This window comes from Photobacterium sp. GB-72, from assembly GCF_003026095.1.
Lineage (GTDB): Bacteria > Pseudomonadota > Gammaproteobacteria > Enterobacterales > Vibrionaceae > Photobacterium.
The window spans coordinates 238,529-255,766 of record NZ_PYNV01000004.1 but is presented as its reverse complement, the minus strand read 5'-3'; the positions used below and the strand labels follow the sequence as shown (position 1 = coordinate 255,766).

Below are 17,238 nucleotides of genomic sequence, written 5' to 3'. Positions count from 1 at the left end.
TAATGGTGCGCGCGGGAGGATTCGAACCTCCGACCGCCTGGTTCGTAGCCAGGTACTCTATCCAGCTGAGCTACGCGCGCACTAAATCGGTGTAACAGCAACAAGCATTGAGGCTTATCACTTTTAAGTAATGGTGCGCGCGGGAGGATTCGAACCTCCGACCGCCTGGTTCGTAGCCAGGTACTCTATCCAGCTGAGCTACGCGCGCACTGTTCTTTCTTAGAGAAAGATATTCCTTTGAGCTATAAAAGGAAATAGTGCAGTCGACAAACCTTACCTTGCGATAATCGTTGACGAAAGCAAAATAAATGGCGGTGAAGGAGGGATTCGAACCCTCGATACGGGATAAACCGTATACTCCCTTAGCAGGGGAGCGCCTTCAGCCTCTCGGCCACCTCACCACACAAATCGGTGTGAATAACAAGTTTACCACTCATCATCCTAAATAATGGTGCGCGCGGGAGGATTCGAACCTCCGACCGCCTGGTTCGTAGCCAGGTACTCTATCCAGCTGAGCTACGCGCGCACTGGGTGCTTCTCGCTAAAGAAACACCATATTGATATCAACAAGGTTGCCATCAATAATAATGGCGGTGAAGGAGGGATTCGAACCCTCGATACGGGATAAACCGTATACTCCCTTAGCAGGGGAGCGCCTTCAGCCTCTCGGCCACCTCACCACACAAATCGGTGCGAATAACAAGTTTACCACTCATCACTCTAAATAATGGTGCGCGCGGGAGGATTCGAACCTCCGACCGCCTGGTTCGTAGCCAGGTACTCTATCCAGCTGAGCTACGCGCGCACTAAATGCCTTATATGGCTAACTTATCTTATCAAAATAAAACAAGTTGAAAAATGGCGGTGAAGGAGGGATTCGAACCCTCGATACGGGATAAACCGTATACTCCCTTAGCAGGGGAGCGCCTTCAGCCTCTCGGCCACCTCACCGTCTTTCGGGGGCTCATATTACTGTCAGCCAAAAATAAGTCAATCACTTTATTGATAAAAAATGACAATCACGAACCGCATGCGTACTTAATAATCAATGAGGTAATTAATACAACGTAAGCGTTGAATTATTCACTTACTTTTAACTTAATGGGGCCTGTAATTACTCGCGATTAAATAAATATTTAAACGCATTCATTTATTACAAATACAAAAAAGGCCTAGTTTTATACCAGACCTTCTTCAAATTAATAGTTACCAGAACCCTGAGAGTCTGTTTCTTTTTCCGCTTGAATTCGCATGTAAATTTCTTCGCGGTGAACAGATACTTCTTTAGGTGCATTAACACCAATACGTACTTGGTTACCTTTAACACCTAAAACAGTTACGGTCACTTCATCACCGATCATTAGGGTTTCACCTACGCGACGTGTCAAAATTAACATTTATGTGCTCCTTGAGTCATCTCAATCTTATAAGAATTTAACGTTTACTATCCAATATTATTTACGACTTCGTAAATAGCCACTGCTCAAGAAACAGCGAGATATGATTGATTATCCAGACTTTGGCCGTCAACCACAAACCTTTTATGGATTAAATCTACAGCAGCGACATGATCATCATCATTAATTAACAAAGATAAACATTGTTTGTCACTCTGGTAAGTATGCACTTTAATGTTAGCCTCCTTTAACACCTTTTGAACTGAATCCAAATAGTGTTCCGTGTTATCTCCTACTAAGGAAAGAATGGAGACCATACCAATATGGCGCATTTTACTATCAAAAACTAGCTTCAAGCGTGCAATATCATCATTTACAACAACTATTTGTGATTTATTCTCATCACTTGCATGAGCAATAATCCACGCAGTTCCACCAAATAATGCTAAATGTTTGCTGATCTCAGTTTCTGGAAGCGCTATTTCAAGCAACGCATGTTGATTTTGTAACGCGATACCAATAATAGTTGATGAAACCATACTATCAAAATTTACTAGCGTCCCTTCACTATCATCAAAAGAAGAAAGTACACGAAGTGGAACGCGATGCTGGCAAGCATACTCAACAGATTGTAGCTGTAGTACTTTCGCACCCAAACGAGCCATTGACGTCATGTAGTCAAAATGAATGACATCGAGTCGTATTGCTGTAGGAACAATTCTTGGATCGGTAGAATAAACGCCATCAACATCAGTAAAGATCTGACATTCGTCTGCATCTAACGCACTTGCAATCGCTACTGCGGTGGTATCAGAACCACCGCGCCCCAATGTCGTAATATTGCCATCAATATCACGACCTTGAAAGCCAGCGACAATAACAATGTTATCGTCGCCAAGTAATGCGGTTATTCGCTGCGTTTCAACTTCACGAATAGTGGCATTATTAAATGCATTATCTGTTCGAATAACAACCTGATCAGCGATCAACGATACCGCACTGTAGCCACGTTTATTCAATGCCATGGCTAACAAGGCAATTGACACCTGCTCTCCCGCTGCAAGCAATACATCTAGCTCACGCGGTGTTGGTATTTCGTCTATTTGCTTGGCTAGACCTAATAAACGATTGGTCTCTCCAGCCATCGCAGAAAGAACAACGACAACTTGGTGGCCAGACTGGCGTGCTTTTATCACACGCTCAGCCACCGCTTCAATTCGCTCTATTGAGCCAACCGATGTTCCACCAAATTTCTGCACTAATAGTGCCACATTACCTCTCCAGTAATTACAGTTTATCAGCTAGCCATGGTGCAACGGTTTCTAGTGCTGCAGGTAATGCTGCAGCATCTGTACCACCAGCTTGCGCCATATCAGGACGACCACCGCCCTTGCCGCCAACTTGTTGAGCAACTAAGTTAACGAGTTCACCCGCTTTAACTTTGCCAATAAGATCTTTTGTTACACCTGCAATTAAGCCTACTTTGTCGTCGCTTACATTACCAAGTAGAACAACACCACTGCCTAGCTGATTTTTAAGTTCATCAACCATGCCACGAAGTGCTTTATTATCTGCGCCATTAAGTTTTGCGATTAAAACTTTAACGCCATTAATCTCTTGTGTTTGATTGATAAGTGTTGCGCCTTCTTGTGCCGCTAACTTATCTTTTAATTGTTGGATCTCTTTTTCAAGTTGCTTGCTGTGCGAAACTAATGCTTCCACTTTGCTTACAACTGATGCTGAATCAGATTTCACTAGACGAGCAGTCTTAGCTAGCATTACATCTTCGTTATGCATCGCTTCAATTGCCGCAGCGCCTGTTACCGCTTCGATACGACGAATACCAGCCGCGATACCGCTTTCAGATAGGATCTTAAATAGACCAATGTCACCAGTGCGAGTTGCGTGAATACCACCACAAAGCTCAGTTGAAAACTCACCCATGCTTAGTACGCGTACTTCATCATCGTATTTCTCGCCAAATAGTGCCATTGCACCTTTCGCTTTCGCCGCTTCGATGTCCATAATATTGGTTTCAATCGCATGGTTAGCACGGATTTGGTCGTTAACCATGGTTTCTACAGCGCGTAGTTGTTCTGGTTTAACGGCTTCTAGATTAGAGAAATCGAAACGTAGACCATCAGCTTTGACTAATGAACCTTTCTGAGCTACGTGCTCACCTAAAATGTTACGCAGTGCTGCGTGCATTAGGTGTGTTGCTGAGTGGTTTAGGCTGATTGCTGCACGGCGCGTTGAATCTACAGACGCTGTTAGTTTTTGACCAACAGTTAGTGTACCTTCAGCAACTTGACCTTTATGACCAATTGCTGCACCAAACTTTTGCGTATCAGCAACGTTGAACAGTACACCTTCAGCAGTAAGAATACCGCTATCACCACACTGACCACCTGACTCTGCATAGAATGGTGTATTCGTGAGTACGACTAGCGCCTCTTCACCTGCATTTACGCTATCAACAGCAACACCATCACGGTATAGGGCAACAATTTCACCTTCACCGTCTGTTGCGCTGTAACCACAGAATTCTGTTTCAGCATCAACTTTGATTGCTGTGTTGTAATCAACACCAAAGTTACCCGCATCACGAGCACGTTGACGTTGTTCTTCCATTGCCGCTTCAAAACCGTCTTCATCAATAGTGAAGCCACGCTCACGAGCAACATCGTTGGTTAAATCAGCAGGGAAACCGTACGTATCGTATAGTTTAAATACTGTTTCACCATCAAGCACTTTACCGTCTAAGTTATCTAGTGCTTCGTTAAGAATTGTCAAACCTCGGTCAAGAGTACGACCAAAGTTGTCTTCTTCAATCTTAAGAACTTTTTCTACTAGTTCTTGCTGTGCTTTTAGCTCTTCACCAGCGGTACCCATGCTCTCAGCAAGTGGACCTACAAGCTTGTAGAAGAATGCACCTTGTGCGCCTAGCTTGTTACCGTGACGCACTGCGCGACGGATAATACGACGAAGTACGTAACCACGACCTTCGTTTGACGGCATAACACCATCAGAGATCAAGTAAGCACATGAACGGATGTGGTCAGCCACAACGCGTAGTGATTGGTTAGACAGATCGTCAAAGCCGATCACTTTCGCCGCTTCTTTGATTAGCGTTTGGAAAATGTCGATTTCGTAGTTTGAGTGTACGCCTTGCATAATTGCAGCAATACGCTCAATACCCATACCGGTATCAACAGAAGGCTTAGGTAGCGGTTCCATTGTACCGTCAGCTTGACGGTTGAACTGCATAAATACGTTGTTCCAGATCTCGATGAAACGGTCACCATCTTCTTCTGGTGTACCTGGACGTCCACCCCAAATGTGATCACCGTGATCGTAGAAAATTTCTGTACATGGACCACAAGGACCTGTATCCCCCATCTGCCAGAAGTTGTCAGACTCAAAAGGCTTGCCACCTTTCTTATCACCGATACGCACGATACGATCAGCTGGAATACCTATTTCTTTGTTCCAGATTTCAAATGCTTCGTCATCGGTTTCATACACAGTCACAACCAAACGATCAGCTGGCAGTTTAAGAACAGAGGTTAAAAATTCCCAAGCGTATGCAATTGCATCATGCTTGAAGTAATCGCCAAAGCTGAAGTTACCTAACATTTCGAAGAATGTATGATGACGCGCTGTAAAACCTACATTTTCAAGGTCGTTATGCTTACCACCTGCGCGTACACAGCGCTGAGCCGTTGTCGCTCGCGTGTAGCTGCGCTTTTCTAAACCTAAGAAAACATCTTTAAATTGGTTCATACCCGCGTTTGTGAACAACAATGTTGGGTCGTTCGCAGGTACAAGAGAGGAGCTTTCCACTATTTGGTGGCCTTTGCTCTCGAAAAACGCAAGATACGCACGGCGGATCTCATCAGTGCTCATGTACATTGGCAAATCCTGAATTAATGCTTTATTGAAAGACAGAAAATCATACTTATGTGATCTTCCTCCTCGCCTTTTTGGGTATGAAAAACATACTTTAGTTAAAAGGTCGAGCTGAGTAATCGAACTAAGATAAATTTTTTGGGGGCTATTGTAAAACAACGGCAGCAATAACTGAAAATGTTATATGGGAAAATGCATTAAATAATCCGATTATTTAATGCATTTGGTAGGTGATAGCTCAGGATTGAATGAGACGTTCGCGTAATTTATGAGATAAACACTTTTCGGCTACCTATTTCGAGATCTCTTTTGCTGATAAGCCTTGAACAGAGTTAAGAAGTGAAGAAACGATCGAATCACTATCAATACTTTCACCATTTAACACCCGCGCTAAAATATCACTAGCAAATTGCTGCGGTGAAATCACAATATCAGGATTCACACTTTTCACTTTATTAATATTTTTACTGTCATTTACCAATGCAACCGTACGTGCACTGCTTTCTAATTCAATCGCTGACAGCACAATAAAAGCATTATCAGCATCGTCATCACTTAATGCGAGCACCGCTTTTGCATTCATAACACCGGCTTGAGTTAAGATCTCACCGTCGCTGTAATCCCCCACTACAACATCTAAATCTTCAAGTAAATCCTTCGCTGCTTGTTGAGTGCGAGGAGATACGATCACGGTGATTGGTTGTTTACGAGAAGACAGTTGCTTTATTGTATTGATTGCAAGGCTAGATAAGCCACAAATAATAAAATGATTAGTTCTATTCATTTTTTTAGTATTACCTTTAACAAGTCGCTCAAAACCACTATGAACAACAGGACCTAATACTGATGTCGCCGATGTAGCAAAGACCGTGATACCAGACACTATGACTGAGATAGTAAATAATCGTGCAGGCTCCGAAACGGGAACAATATCACCATACCCCACTGTCGACATAGTTTCTATCGCGTAATAAAACGCGGTCAATAATGAGGTAATTTTAGGGTCAAAACCATCTCCAAAATACAGCGCACCATAGGTTGACGTGAGCATTAACGTGATCACGCTGATCAACGCAAAAATACTACCCGCAGCAACACTGCTTCTTGAAAAATGGCGACGAACTAGAAATAAAATTAATAAAGAAATTAAGCCATAGTGAATATTATAGGTCTGATCAGGGTGGATATGCGCGGTATAAAGCGTATCGATGATCATTAAAGTGAAACTGATCATCCACGATATTCGAGCTCTAAAAAAGAGTCCAATAGAGCTTAAAGCTATAAATACACCCAGCATGAAATAAGGCGCGTTAGTTAAAAAACTATGGTTAATTTGCTCATAATCTTTCACATTAAAGATCGCGATCAAATCAATCGGTAAACCATAAATAGTATGGAAAATTAAACCGCTATTAACCAATACAAATAATGCGACAAAAATATGCCTAATACTATAGAGCCATAACGCGAAACGCTTAAAAATGCGTCCTGTCCAATGTAATAACGAAAAACCGTCTTTCACTTTCTATATACCTATTAAGCGATATCAATGAGTTACCGTTATAGCTTAGTAAAAAATAACGTTCATTTATATTAAAACAAAATACAACACTAAGGAGGATCTAATTTTCATTCTATAACTAAAATACACCAGATATAAAAAAACCCAATCCTAAGATTGGGTTTCTTGATACGAATTAACGTAATTTAGAATGCTTCGTCTTCTTCAATATCACTATTTTTCTCGTCAACTTGATCACCCTCAGTCACAGGTGTTAGTAGCAAGTCACGTAATTTTTTCTCAATTTCTGCAGCAATTGCAGGGTTTTCGACCAAGTACTTACAAGAGTTTGCCTTACCTTGACCAATTTTATCACCTTGGTAACTATACCAAGCACCCGCTTTTTCTACTAACTTATGCTTAACACCCAAATCAATGAGCTCGCCGTTACGGTTGAAACCTTGACCATAAAGAATTTGAGTTTCAGCTTGCTTAAACGGTGCTGCAATTTTGTTTTTAACTACTTTAATACGTGTTTCGTTACCAACAACTTCGTCTCCTTCTTTGATTGCGCCAGTACGACGGATATCAAGACGAACAGAAGCATAGAACTTCAGTGCATTACCACCAGTAGTCGTTTCAGGGTTACCGAACATCACACCAATCTTCATACGGATTTGGTTGATGAAGATACACATACAGTTTGACTGCTTAAGGTTGCCCGTTAACTTACGCATCGCTTGTGAAAGCATACGTGCTTGTAGACCCATGTGTGAGTCGCCCATTTCACCTTCGATTTCAGCTTTAGGTGTTAGAGCAGCCACTGAGTCAACAACGATTAAATCAACCGCGCCAGAGCGAGCTAATGCATCACAAATTTCAAGCGCTTGCTCACCTGTATCTGGCTGAGAAACTAATAGCTGATCGATATCAACACCTAGCTTCTGCGCATAGATAGGATCAAGTGCGTGTTCAGCATCGATGAAAGCACAGGTTTTTCCTTTACGCTGAGCTGCTGCAATCGTTTCAAGGGTTAAAGTTGTTTTACCAGATGATTCTGGACCGTAAATTTCTACAATACGTCCCATCGGTAAACCACCAGCACCGAGTGCAATATCTAACGATAATGAACCAGTTGAAATGGTTTCGATATCCATAGTACGGTTATCGCCCAACTTCATGATTGAACCTTTACCGAACTGCTTCTCAATCTGGCCTAACGCTGCGGCAAGAGCCTTTTGTTTGTTGTCGTCCATTCGACTCTCCAACGGATGCTAAAATGAAATGAGTGAAGTATTTCTATGCCGCCTAGTATACTGTCTATTCATACAGTGTCTATAGATGATCATAATTTTTTTGTTAAATGTGCATTAGCCTTGTGCTACTCCACCACACTTGATGCTCGCTCAAGCATGACAGACAATGCCTTAGCAATCGCTTGTAATCGTATATTTTTTCGATCGCCTTCAAAGTGGCAACACGTTGTTTGTCGCCAACCCGTTACATCAGCCCAACAAAACCAGACAGTACCGACAGGTTTTTCTTCACTGCCACCATCAGGGCCAGCAATGCCACTGATCGCCACACTGATATCTGCCCGTGAAGCCGCTAATGCGCCACAAGCCATTTCAAATACCACAGCTTCACTTACCGCACCAAATTCTGCTAACGTCGCGCTAGAAACACTTAACATTTCTTGCTTTGCTTCGTTGCTATAGGTAACAAACGAGCGATTAAACCAAGCAGAGCTGCCCGCAATTTCAGTGATCGCATAAGCAACACCACCTCCAGTACAAGATTCCGCTGTCGTTGCAACCCAATTTTTATTTTTTAATGCCTGACCTAAATCTGTCGCAAGTTGTTCTATATTCATTTTTATTTGCTCCTTGCTAGCGCTATCAACGTGAAATGCTCTCGATATTTCGTTTCATAATACGAATTACAATTTCTTTTCTCGACTTTACCCCTATCTAAGGCTAATGCAAATATCTAAAAAAACGTATTTCGCTACTTTGCCCTATAGCCAGATTCACGTATCCTTAGCGATCAAATATTCATGGGTCATGCTGTTATGTCGGCATGACCACGTTCAAGCAAGAGTAGGCAATATCGTGACGATAAAAGGCTTAGAAAAACATACACCTATGATGCAGCAGTTCTTAAGAATCAAAGCTGAGAACCCTGATATATTATTGTTCTATCGCATGGGTGATTTCTATGAAATGTTTTTTGATGATGCGAAACGTGCCTCTCAACTGCTTGATATTTCGCTAACAAAACGTGGCTCAACCAATGGTGAGCCTATTCCGATGGCAGGTGTGCCTTACCATGCGGTTGAAGGTTATTTAGCTAAATTGGTTCAGCAAGGTGTATCTGTTGCGATTTGTGAGCAAATTGGTGATCCGGCTACCAGTAAAGGTCCAGTAGAACGTAAAGTCGTACGTATCGTCACGCCAGGTACGGTCAGTGATGAAGCGTTACTCAATGAGCGACGTGATAACTTAATTGCCGCTATTTATACTGCAAATAATAAATTTGGCTACGCAACATTAGATATCACCTCTGGTCGCTTCATGCTCACAGAGCCAAACAGCGAAGAAGAAATGCAGGCTGAATTACAACGTACTAGCCCCGCTGAACTACTTTATCCTGAAGATTTTACTTACCTACATTTAGTAGAACCGTTTAAAGGAAAACGTCGTCGCCCTATTTGGGAGTTTGAATTAGATACCGCGCGCCAGCAACTAACTCTGCAATTTGGTACCCGTGATTTAATCGGCTTTGGGGTTGAGAATGCGGAGTTAGGGCTATGTGCGGCTGGCTGTTTAATGCAATATGTCAAAGACACCCAACGTACTGCATTACCACATATTCGTGCGATCACTTTAGATACTAAAGATCATGCGGTTATCTTAGATGCTGCGACACGTCGCAATTTAGAGTTAACGCAAAACCTTGCCGGTGGCTACGATAACACGCTAGCAGCCGTCCTCGATCAAACCGCAACGCCGATGGGGAGTCGTTTATTAAAACGCTGGCTGCACCAACCTATTCGCGATCAAAAACAATTAAATGGTCGCCTAGATGCCATTGAAGCATTTAAAAATAGCGGCATGTTTGTCGATGTATCGGGCGTCTTGCGTCACATGGGTGACTTAGAACGTATTCTTGCGCGTCTTGCATTACGTTCAGCACGTCCTCGCGATTTAGCACGCATGCGAACAGCAATGCAATATCTACCAGAACTTGCTGAATTATTAGCGGAAATACCCCAAACACGCATTAACGACTTAGCCACTCACGCAGCGCCGATGGACGAGCTATGTGAATTACTTGAGCATGCCATTATTGAAAATCCACCGGTTATCATTCGTGATGGTGGCGTTCTTGCACCGGGTTATAACGCAGAACTTGATGAGTGGCGTGATTTAGCAGATGGCGCAACTAAATTCTTAGAAGAATTAGAAGCCAGTGAACGCGAACGTCACGACATCGACAGCCTAAAAGTGGGCTTCAACCAAGTACACGGTTTCTTTATTCAAGTAAGCCGTGGTCAAAGTCACTTAGTACCAAGTCATTATGTTCGTCGCCAAACACTGAAAAACGCAGAGCGTTACATCATCCCTGAGCTTAAAGAGCATGAAGATAAAGTCTTAAATTCTAAATCAAAAGCACTCGCTCTTGAGAAGAAGTTATGGGAAGAGCTGTTTGATAAGCTATTGCCTCACCTTGAACAACTGCAAAATGCAGCAAGTGCATTATCAGAGCTTGATGTATTAACCAACCTTGCTGAACGTGCTGATAGCCTTAATTACTGTCGTCCTGAATTAATGACAGAAACAGGTATCGAAATCACAGCAGGTCGTCACCCTGTCGTTGAGCATGTGCTAAGTGAACCGTTCATTGCCAACCCTATTTCGCTTCATCAAGACCGTCGTATGTTAATCATCACGGGTCCTAATATGGGGGGAAAATCAACCTATATGCGCCAAACCGCATTAATTGCGTTAATGGCACATGTTGGCTCTTTTGTCCCAGCTGAAGCGGTAAAAATTGGTCCATTAGATCGCATCTTTACCCGTATTGGTGCATCTGATGACTTAGCATCTGGTCGCTCAACTTTCATGGTTGAAATGACAGAGACGGCTAATATTCTTCACAATGCGACCAAGCAAAGTTTAGTCTTAATGGATGAAATTGGTCGTGGTACCAGTACTTATGACGGCTTATCGCTGGCATGGGCAAGTGCGGAATGGCTCGCGGATAAAATTTCAGCCATGACACTCTTTGCGACTCATTACTTTGAATTAACTGAGCTGCCATCACTGTTAACAGGGCTAGCTAACGTTCACCTTGATGCCGTTGAGCATGGTGATGAAATCGCCTTTATGCATGCTGTACAAGAAGGTGCCGCAAGCAAGTCTTATGGTTTAGCGGTAGCGAGCTTAGCTGGGGTGCCTAAGACGGTGATTAAACGCGCTAAGATCAAACTACAGCAATTGGAGGCATCAGGTCACCAACAAGCTCTGCAACCTAGCGAGATCACAACGGGCGCACCTAAAGAAGAGCATCAATTAAGTTTGATCCCAGAGCCGAGTGAAGTAGAAGAAGCTTTAGCAAACGTTAATCCTGATGAGTTAACACCACGTCAAGCACTTGATGAGCTCTATCGTTTAAAGGCGCTGCTTTAATTAAACAACATTAAAATCAGATACAAAAAAGGACGCTGAAGCGTCCTTTTTTATTACTTTAAATTCATTACTGGCTCTTAAAAAGTGATTTAAATAATTGTTAAAGCCATATTAAATCTAAACTTCTTGATTAAATAGTGATTCGATATTTAATCCTTGATGAGTCAACATATCACGCAAACGTCGTAAGCCTTCAACTTGAATTTGACGTACTCGTTCACGGGTTAAACCAATTTCTCGTCCCACATCTTCTAATGTTGATGCCTCATAACCTAATAGGCCAAATCGACGCGCTAACACTTCACGTTGTTTAGGGTTGAGTTCTTGTAACCAGTGAACAATAGAGTTTTTTATATCATCGTCTTGGGTTGATGATTCAGGACTGCCACCTTTCTCATCAGGAATAATATCAAGCAGTGCTTTTTCAGAATCCCCACCGATCGGATTATCGACCGAGCTCACACGCTCATTTAAGCGCAGCATACGGTTCACATCATCAACCGGTTTTTCCAGTTGTTGAGCGATATCTTCTGCCGTTGGCTCATGATCCAGCTTTTGTGCTAATTCACGTGCTGTACGTAAATAGACATTGAGCTCTTTAACGACATGGATTGGCAGCCGAATAGTACGGGTTTGATTCATGATAGCCCGTTCAATCGTTTGACGGATCCACCATGTGGCATAGGTAGAAAAACGGAATCCACGCTCGGGATCAAACTTCTCAACCGCGCGGATCAGGCCTAAATTACCTTCTTCGACTAAGTCGAGTAACGCAAGTCCTCGGTTACTATAACGGCGTGATATTTTAACCACTAAACGAAGATTACTTTCAATCATACGTTTACGGGCGACTTCATCGCCTCTTAATGCGCGTCGTGCATACAATACTTCTTCTTCTGCGGTAAGTAAGGGCGAATAGCCAATTTCACCGAGATAGAGTTGAGTTGCATCCAGTGCTTTTTGAGTGGACTCATATTTGGCAAGTTCAGCATCATCTGTATCATCGGTTACAGGTGATGCTGAGGTAGTTTCAGAACTATCATCAGCAGACGTAGGTGCTGGTACATCAATATCCAGTTCTTCGTCTAAAGTGAATGAATCAAGGTTTGTGGCTGTGCTGCTTCTACTCATAGCGCCTCCCAGATGGCGAGTTAGCAAGACATTACAACTTCATCATGTCATCTCTTATTACTGCATCATTGATCTTTCACTTTTTACTTCGGTAAATAACGCATCGGATCGACGGATTTACCCTTATAGCGAATTTCAAAGTGTAGCCTTACACTGCTAGCCCCAGTGCTTCCCATGGAAGCTATCTTTTGCCCAGCTTTTACTTGTTGTTGTTCTTTTACGAAAATTTTGTCGTTGTGTGCATAAGCACTTAAGTAGTCTTCACCATGCTTAATAATGACTAAATTACCGTAACCCGGTAGCGCATCACCAGCATATACAACAAGACCTGCGGCAGTCGCCTTAATAGCTTCTCCTCGCGTACCTGCAATATCAATACCTCTATTGCCGTTATCTGAATTAGAAAAACCAGCAATAATTTTCCCTTTTACAGGCCAAGCCCATTTAGATGTTGCTGAACTTGTACTTGGCTTAGTTGTTACAGGTTTGTTAACTTTTGAGTTTTCAGAGTACTCTTTTGGTTTTGGCTGTGCAACCGTTTTATTGGTTGTTTTTTGCTCTGGTTGTTTAACAACTGGCTTTTTCGGTGTTGTTGGAGTGGTATTTACAACAGGAGGCTTGACCACAACAGGAGGCGTTGAAGAACTATATGATGAACTATTACTTCCACTAGAGAGCACTAAACGCTGGCCTGGATAGATAATATAAGGCTCTGATAGATTATTGATTTTCACAATATCTTTTACATTTTGCCCCGTAACATAGGAAATAAAATATAACGTATCTCCTTTCTTTACCGTGTATGAATTTCCTTTAAAACTACCACGCTCTAATTGTGAGTAATCTTTGCTGAGATTGGCAACCGGTGCTGGTGTATGACTACTACAAGCTGATAGCAGGATCATACTCGTCACCGCTAACAAGGAAGGTTGAATTATTTTTTTCATCATACACTCTGTATTCATGGTTTAAGCCAAATCTCCAGCCAATAAAGGCACAAATCTTACGGGTTCAATCACGGTTTCGCAAAATGCTTCGCCATTTCGAACAATCAATTTCAATTCTTGCTGTTGACAACCAACAGGTAAAATTAATCGTCCACCATCAACAAGTTGAGCAAGTAAGCTCTGGGGGATCTCACTTGCTGCAGCTGTCACGATAATCGCATCAAAGGGACCTTTGCTTGCCCATCCTTGCCAGCCATCGCCATGTTTGGTTGATATATTATGTAACTCTAACTGCTTGAAACGTCGTTTGGCCTGCCACTGCAACGCTTTAATTCGTTCAACCGAATAAACATGCTCAACCAGCTGTGCTAATACGGCGGTTTGATATCCAGAGCCAGTACCAATCTCTAATACAGAGGATTGATAGGTTAACCCTAGTAACTCTGTCATCCTTGCTACAATATAAGGCTGAGAAATCGTTTGTCCGCTACCTATGGGTAACGCATTGTTTTCGTATGCCTGATAGGAAAAAGCTTCATCAATAAAACGCTCTCGAGGCACTGTTGCAATCGCATTGAGAACACGTTGATTACTTATCCCTTTATTGTTTAAAAATGTTATCAAGCTATCTACTTGATTTTGATACCGCATGACTACTGGATCTCCACATTTTTCATCCAGCCCTCAATTCCAACCATGGCATCATGCGCGGTTAAATCGACTTGTAGAGGCGTGATTGATACCGCTCCTTGCTCTATCGCATAAAAGTCAGTACCAATACCAGCATCTTGGCATTGACCAGGAGGGCCTAACCAATATAGTGGTTGGCCTCTTGGGTCATGCTCTTTGATCATATTTTCAGCACGATGTCTTGCCCCAAGACGAGTGACTTGCCAAGCTTTAAGTTGCTCAAAAGGCACATCAGGAACATTAATATTTAATATATTGTTGCTGGGTAATGGCTGCTTAGATAGCTGTTCAATCACTTGTTTCACAACCTTTGCTGCCGTTATAAAGTGTGTATTACCAACAAGTGATACTGCAATAGCAGGAACACCTAGAAAGTGCCCTTCTGTTGCCGCTGCCACAGTACCGGAATACAGCACGTCATCACCTAAATTAGCGCCATGATTGATCCCTGCAACGACAATATCGGGACGTTCATCCAACCATTCATTCAGTGCAAAATGCACACAATCAGTTGGCGTTCCTTGTACTGAAATACGGTTTTCAGCTTCTTGTCGAATACGCAGTGGATAATCTAAGGTCAATGAATTTGAAGCACCCGATCGATTTCGATCGGGTGCAACCACAATTACATCGGCCAGTTGGCTTAATTCTTTTGCAAGTGTATTGATGCCTTCGGCAAAAATGCCATCATCATTGCTGATCAATATTCTCATCATTCACAACCTCAGAGTTAAGTGGCATGATTAACTCACGCACTACCGAGGTGGCAAAACTACCAGCAGGCAGAGCAAATGAAACAATCAAATCTTTGTCTTCAAAATGCCATTGCATATTATTAGGCATTAATAATAATGCGCGACGATCATGACGCATTCGGTTATCTCGAACAAGCTTAACCAAAGCAGGTTCTTGCTCAACAATTGCTAACTCAAATGCTTGTGCTTCAGCTTGAGTTGGCAGAGCATTATCACCAAGCAACGGACCGGTAATCGCTACCTCGCCACTATTGACTTGCTGTTGGAGTCCATCAGTTACCACATCAGCAACAAACGTGCGCTCATCGCCTGCCATTTGTAAGCAATCGCCTGCCATAATGGTTGAGGTTAAACCTTGCTCAATTCGCTTTGATAATACTTGGTTAAACATCCAAGAACGTGCTGCTGATAAGTAAAAACTTCGCTTACTCTTATCACGTACACGGAATTCATCATTGCCCCAAGCACGTGCTTTAACCACGTTATTACCACCATGACCAAAACGCTGCTCACCAAAATAGTTTGCAACACCTTGTGCTTTGATCATTTCCAGACGCTCAGTTAATGCATCAAGGTTATCTAGATCAGTAAGGCGTAATTGGAACCAGTTCCCCGCTAAATCACCTGGGCGTAATTTTTTATCATGGCGTGTCACTTCAAGAATTTCGACACCTGGATGTTCAGCTTCAAATTGGCTTAAATCAGGATCAGCTTTACCCGGTAAGTGAACGCTTAACCATTGCTCAGTGATTGCATGGCGATCTTTCAACCCAGCCCAGCTAACATCACGTGATTTAACACCACATGCTTTAGCTAACTCATTCACTACATATTTGGTGTTTTCACCGACTTTGCGAATTTTCACCATCAGGTGCTCGCCTGTACCGCTAAATTTAAAACCAAGTTCTTCATTAACGATGAAGTCCTGAGGACTGGCTTTAAGACGTCCGTGACAGATTGGCTTTGCATGTAGCCAATTAAAACAATCCATTATATTTTCTGCAGTGTTGGAGTGAGACATAAGCTCAAGATACCTTTTTAATTAAAACAACCGCTTCACAAGCAATGCCTTCTTTACGTCCAGTAAAACCTAAACGTTCAGAGGTCGTTGCTTTAACATTTACATTGATGATATCTGTTTCCAGATCGTCTGCAATCGCTTGACACATCGCATCAATATACGGCGCCATTTTTGGCGCTTGTGCAATAATAGTAACGTCTACATTACCAAGGCTGTAACCTTGTGCTTTAACTTTACTGTAGACATCACGTAATAAAAATCGGCTATCAGCACCAGCCCATTCCGCATCTGTATCGGGAAAATGACGACCAATATCCCCTGCGCCTATTGCGCCAAGTAATGCATCACATACCGCGTGTAGTGCAACATCACCATCAGAATGAGCGATCAGACCTTGCTCATAAGGGATCGCTACCCCACCAATAATTACCGGGCCTTCACCACCAAATTTATGAACATCAAAACCATGACCAATTCGCATTATGGTTATTCCTTTAATAATTGTCGTAGGTAGAACTCAGCTAAAGCTAAATCTTCAGGTTGGGTTACTTTTAGATTATCCGCACGCCCTTTCACCAACACGGGGGAAAAACCACAAAATTCAAGCGCAGACGCTTCATCAGTGATCACCGCCTTTTTTGCTAAAGCGGTCGTTAACGCATCACGTAGCTGACCGGCACGAAACATTTGAGGTGTTAATGCATGCCATAGTTGCTCACGGTCAACGGTGTGATCAATCACTGCTCGTGTATTTGAATTAACAGTACTGCGTTTCATGGTATCGCGTACTGGCGTGGCAAGGATTGCACCATATTCAGACGTTTCAGCCGCAGCCATTAATTGACGAAGATCTTCGATACGTACACAAGGGCGAGCGGCATCATGTACCATCACCCAAGCGTTATCATCATTGATTGCAGCTAAGCCTGAAAATACCGAATCCACACGCTCATTACCTCCATCAACCACAGTGATGCGAGGATCGCTCGCTAATGGTAACGTTGAAAAGTAAGGATCGTTCCTACTCACCGCAACCACAACATGTTGGACTTCAGGCAAGCTTAATAACCGCTCAACCGAATGTTCTAGAATAGTTTTACCAGCAATCGTTAAATATTGCTTAGGACGATCAGCGGCCATTCGGCTACCAATCCCTGCAGCAGGTACAATAGCAATGCATTTATCGATCATGAAAG

The 17,238-nt window shown here is 42.7% G+C and carries 14 protein-coding genes and 7 tRNA genes; 1 reads left to right on the top strand and 20 read right to left on the bottom strand.

Annotation, left to right across the window (positions count from 1 at the left end; all coding sequences use genetic code 11):
* Window positions 1-3: 3 nt before the first annotated feature.
* From C9J40_RS07880 to pncC, 13 genes are all read right to left on the bottom strand, one after another.
* Window positions 4-80 (bottom strand) — tRNA-Arg (locus tag C9J40_RS07880).
* A gap of 51 nt (window positions 81-131) precedes the next feature.
* Window positions 132-208, bottom strand: a tRNA-Arg gene (locus C9J40_RS07875).
* Between the two features lie 101 nt (window positions 209-309).
* A tRNA-Ser gene (locus C9J40_RS07870) sits at window positions 310-401 on the bottom strand.
* 48 nt (window positions 402-449) lie between these two features.
* Window positions 450-526 (bottom strand) — tRNA-Arg (locus tag C9J40_RS07865).
* A gap of 62 nt (window positions 527-588) precedes the next feature.
* A tRNA-Ser gene (locus C9J40_RS07860) sits at window positions 589-680 on the bottom strand.
* A 48-nt stretch (window positions 681-728) separates the two neighbouring features.
* Window positions 729-805 (bottom strand) — tRNA-Arg (locus tag C9J40_RS07855).
* Window positions 806-859: 54 nt separating this feature from the next.
* Window positions 860-951 (bottom strand) — tRNA-Ser (locus tag C9J40_RS07850).
* A 248-nt stretch (window positions 952-1,199) separates the two neighbouring features.
* Entirely contained in the window at window positions 1,200-1,397 is a 198-nt protein-coding gene (gene csrA / locus C9J40_RS07845) for a carbon storage regulator CsrA (RefSeq protein ID WP_005371488.1), read from the bottom strand.
* 86 nt (window positions 1,398-1,483) lie between these two features.
* Window positions 1,484-2,668 carry an aspartate kinase gene (locus tag C9J40_RS07840; RefSeq protein ID WP_107206644.1) on the bottom strand — a complete coding sequence of 395 codons (1,185 nt, stop codon included), beginning with the start codon at window positions 2,666-2,668 and terminating at the stop codon, window positions 1,484-1,486.
* Between the two features lie 16 nt (window positions 2,669-2,684).
* Complete coding sequence (gene alaS / locus C9J40_RS07835; protein ID WP_107246403.1) at window positions 2,685-5,309, bottom strand: alanine--tRNA ligase; 2,625 nt, start codon at window positions 5,307-5,309, stop codon at window positions 2,685-2,687.
* A gap of 289 nt (window positions 5,310-5,598) precedes the next feature.
* The gene (gene kch, locus C9J40_RS07830; RefSeq protein ID WP_107206642.1) at window positions 5,599-6,828 is read right to left on the bottom strand and encodes a voltage-gated potassium channel protein; all 1,230 of its coding nucleotides are present in this window, start codon (window positions 6,826-6,828) and stop codon (window positions 5,599-5,601) included.
* 185 nt (window positions 6,829-7,013) lie between these two features.
* Window positions 7,014-8,063 (bottom strand): recombinase RecA, encoded by a 1,050-nt coding sequence (gene recA, locus C9J40_RS07825; protein ID WP_107246402.1) that lies wholly within the window; start codon window positions 8,061-8,063, stop codon window positions 7,014-7,016.
* 125 nt (window positions 8,064-8,188) lie between these two features.
* A complete protein-coding gene (gene pncC, locus C9J40_RS07820; protein ID WP_107206640.1) occupies window positions 8,189-8,680 on the bottom strand; it encodes a nicotinamide-nucleotide amidase in 492 nt (163 codons plus the stop codon).
* Window positions 8,681-8,918: 238 nt separating this feature from the next.
* Between pncC and mutS the strand changes: the two genes are divergently transcribed.
* On the top strand, window positions 8,919-11,498 hold the full coding sequence (mutS, locus tag C9J40_RS07815; RefSeq protein WP_107246400.1) for a DNA mismatch repair protein MutS: 2,580 nt from the start codon (window positions 8,919-8,921) through the stop codon (window positions 11,496-11,498).
* 117 nt (window positions 11,499-11,615) lie between these two features.
* Here the strand turns inward: mutS and rpoS are convergent, their stop codons facing one another.
* The 7 genes from rpoS to ispD all read right to left on the bottom strand — a co-directional run bounded on the left by rpoS (window position 11,616) and on the right by ispD (window position 17,233).
* Complete coding sequence (gene rpoS / locus C9J40_RS07810; RefSeq protein WP_107246399.1) at window positions 11,616-12,629, bottom strand: RNA polymerase sigma factor RpoS; 1,014 nt, start codon at window positions 12,627-12,629, stop codon at window positions 11,616-11,618.
* An 83-nt stretch (window positions 12,630-12,712) separates the two neighbouring features.
* Window positions 12,713-13,576: a peptidoglycan DD-metalloendopeptidase family protein gene (locus C9J40_RS07805; protein ID WP_107206637.1), complete on the bottom strand. Its 864-nt coding sequence runs from the start codon at window positions 13,574-13,576 to the stop codon at window positions 12,713-12,715.
* 21 nt (window positions 13,577-13,597) lie between these two features.
* Complete coding sequence (locus C9J40_RS07800; RefSeq protein ID WP_005371478.1) at window positions 13,598-14,227, bottom strand: protein-L-isoaspartate(D-aspartate) O-methyltransferase; 630 nt, start codon at window positions 14,225-14,227, stop codon at window positions 13,598-13,600.
* Between the two features lie 2 nt (window positions 14,228-14,229).
* Window positions 14,230-14,979 (bottom strand): 5'/3'-nucleotidase SurE, encoded by a 750-nt coding sequence (gene surE, locus C9J40_RS07795; protein WP_107206636.1) that lies wholly within the window; start codon window positions 14,977-14,979, stop codon window positions 14,230-14,232.
* Entirely contained in the window at window positions 14,957-16,012 is a 1,056-nt protein-coding gene (truD, locus tag C9J40_RS07790) for a tRNA pseudouridine(13) synthase TruD (RefSeq protein ID WP_107206651.1), read from the bottom strand. The genes surE and truD overlap by 23 nt, the downstream gene beginning before the upstream one ends.
* Before the next feature lie 34 nt (window positions 16,013-16,046).
* Complete coding sequence (gene ispF / locus C9J40_RS07785) at window positions 16,047-16,523, bottom strand: 2-C-methyl-D-erythritol 2,4-cyclodiphosphate synthase (RefSeq protein ID WP_107246397.1); 477 nt, start codon at window positions 16,521-16,523, stop codon at window positions 16,047-16,049.
* Window positions 16,524-16,528: 5 nt separating this feature from the next.
* Complete coding sequence (gene ispD, locus C9J40_RS07780; RefSeq protein WP_107246396.1) at window positions 16,529-17,233, bottom strand: 2-C-methyl-D-erythritol 4-phosphate cytidylyltransferase; 705 nt, start codon at window positions 17,231-17,233, stop codon at window positions 16,529-16,531.
* Window positions 17,234-17,238 lie beyond the last annotated feature (5 nt).

Coding starts and splice junctions, on each gene's coding strand:
- ispD (WP_107246396.1), bottom strand. CDS start 17,233: ATGATCGATAAATGCATTGCTATTGTACCTGCTGCAGGGATTGGTAGC.
- truD (WP_107206651.1), bottom strand. CDS start 16,012: ATGGATTGTTTTAATTGGCTACATGCAAAGCCAATCTGTCACGGACGT.
- alaS (WP_107246403.1), bottom strand. CDS start 5,309: ATGTACATGAGCACTGATGAGATCCGCCGTGCGTATCTTGCGTTTTTC.
- ispF (WP_107246397.1), bottom strand. CDS start 16,523: ATGCGAATTGGTCATGGTTTTGATGTTCATAAATTTGGTGGTGAAGGC.
- rpoS (WP_107246399.1), bottom strand. CDS start 12,629: ATGAGTAGAAGCAGCACAGCCACAAACCTTGATTCATTCACTTTAGAC.
- C9J40_RS07800 (WP_005371478.1), bottom strand. CDS start 14,227: ATGCGGTATCAAAATCAAGTAGATAGCTTGATAACATTTTTAAACAAT.
- csrA (WP_005371488.1), bottom strand. CDS start 1,397: ATGTTAATTTTGACACGTCGCGTAGGTGAAACCCTAATGATCGGTGAT.
- C9J40_RS07805 (WP_107206637.1), bottom strand. CDS start 13,576: ATGAAAAAAATAATTCAACCTTCCTTGTTAGCGGTGACGAGTATGATC.
- recA (WP_107246402.1), bottom strand. CDS start 8,063: ATGGACGACAACAAACAAAAGGCTCTTGCCGCAGCGTTAGGCCAGATT.
- pncC (WP_107206640.1), bottom strand. CDS start 8,680: ATGAATATAGAACAACTTGCGACAGATTTAGGTCAGGCATTAAAAAAT.
- surE (WP_107206636.1), bottom strand. CDS start 14,979: ATGAGAATATTGATCAGCAATGATGATGGCATTTTTGCCGAAGGCATC.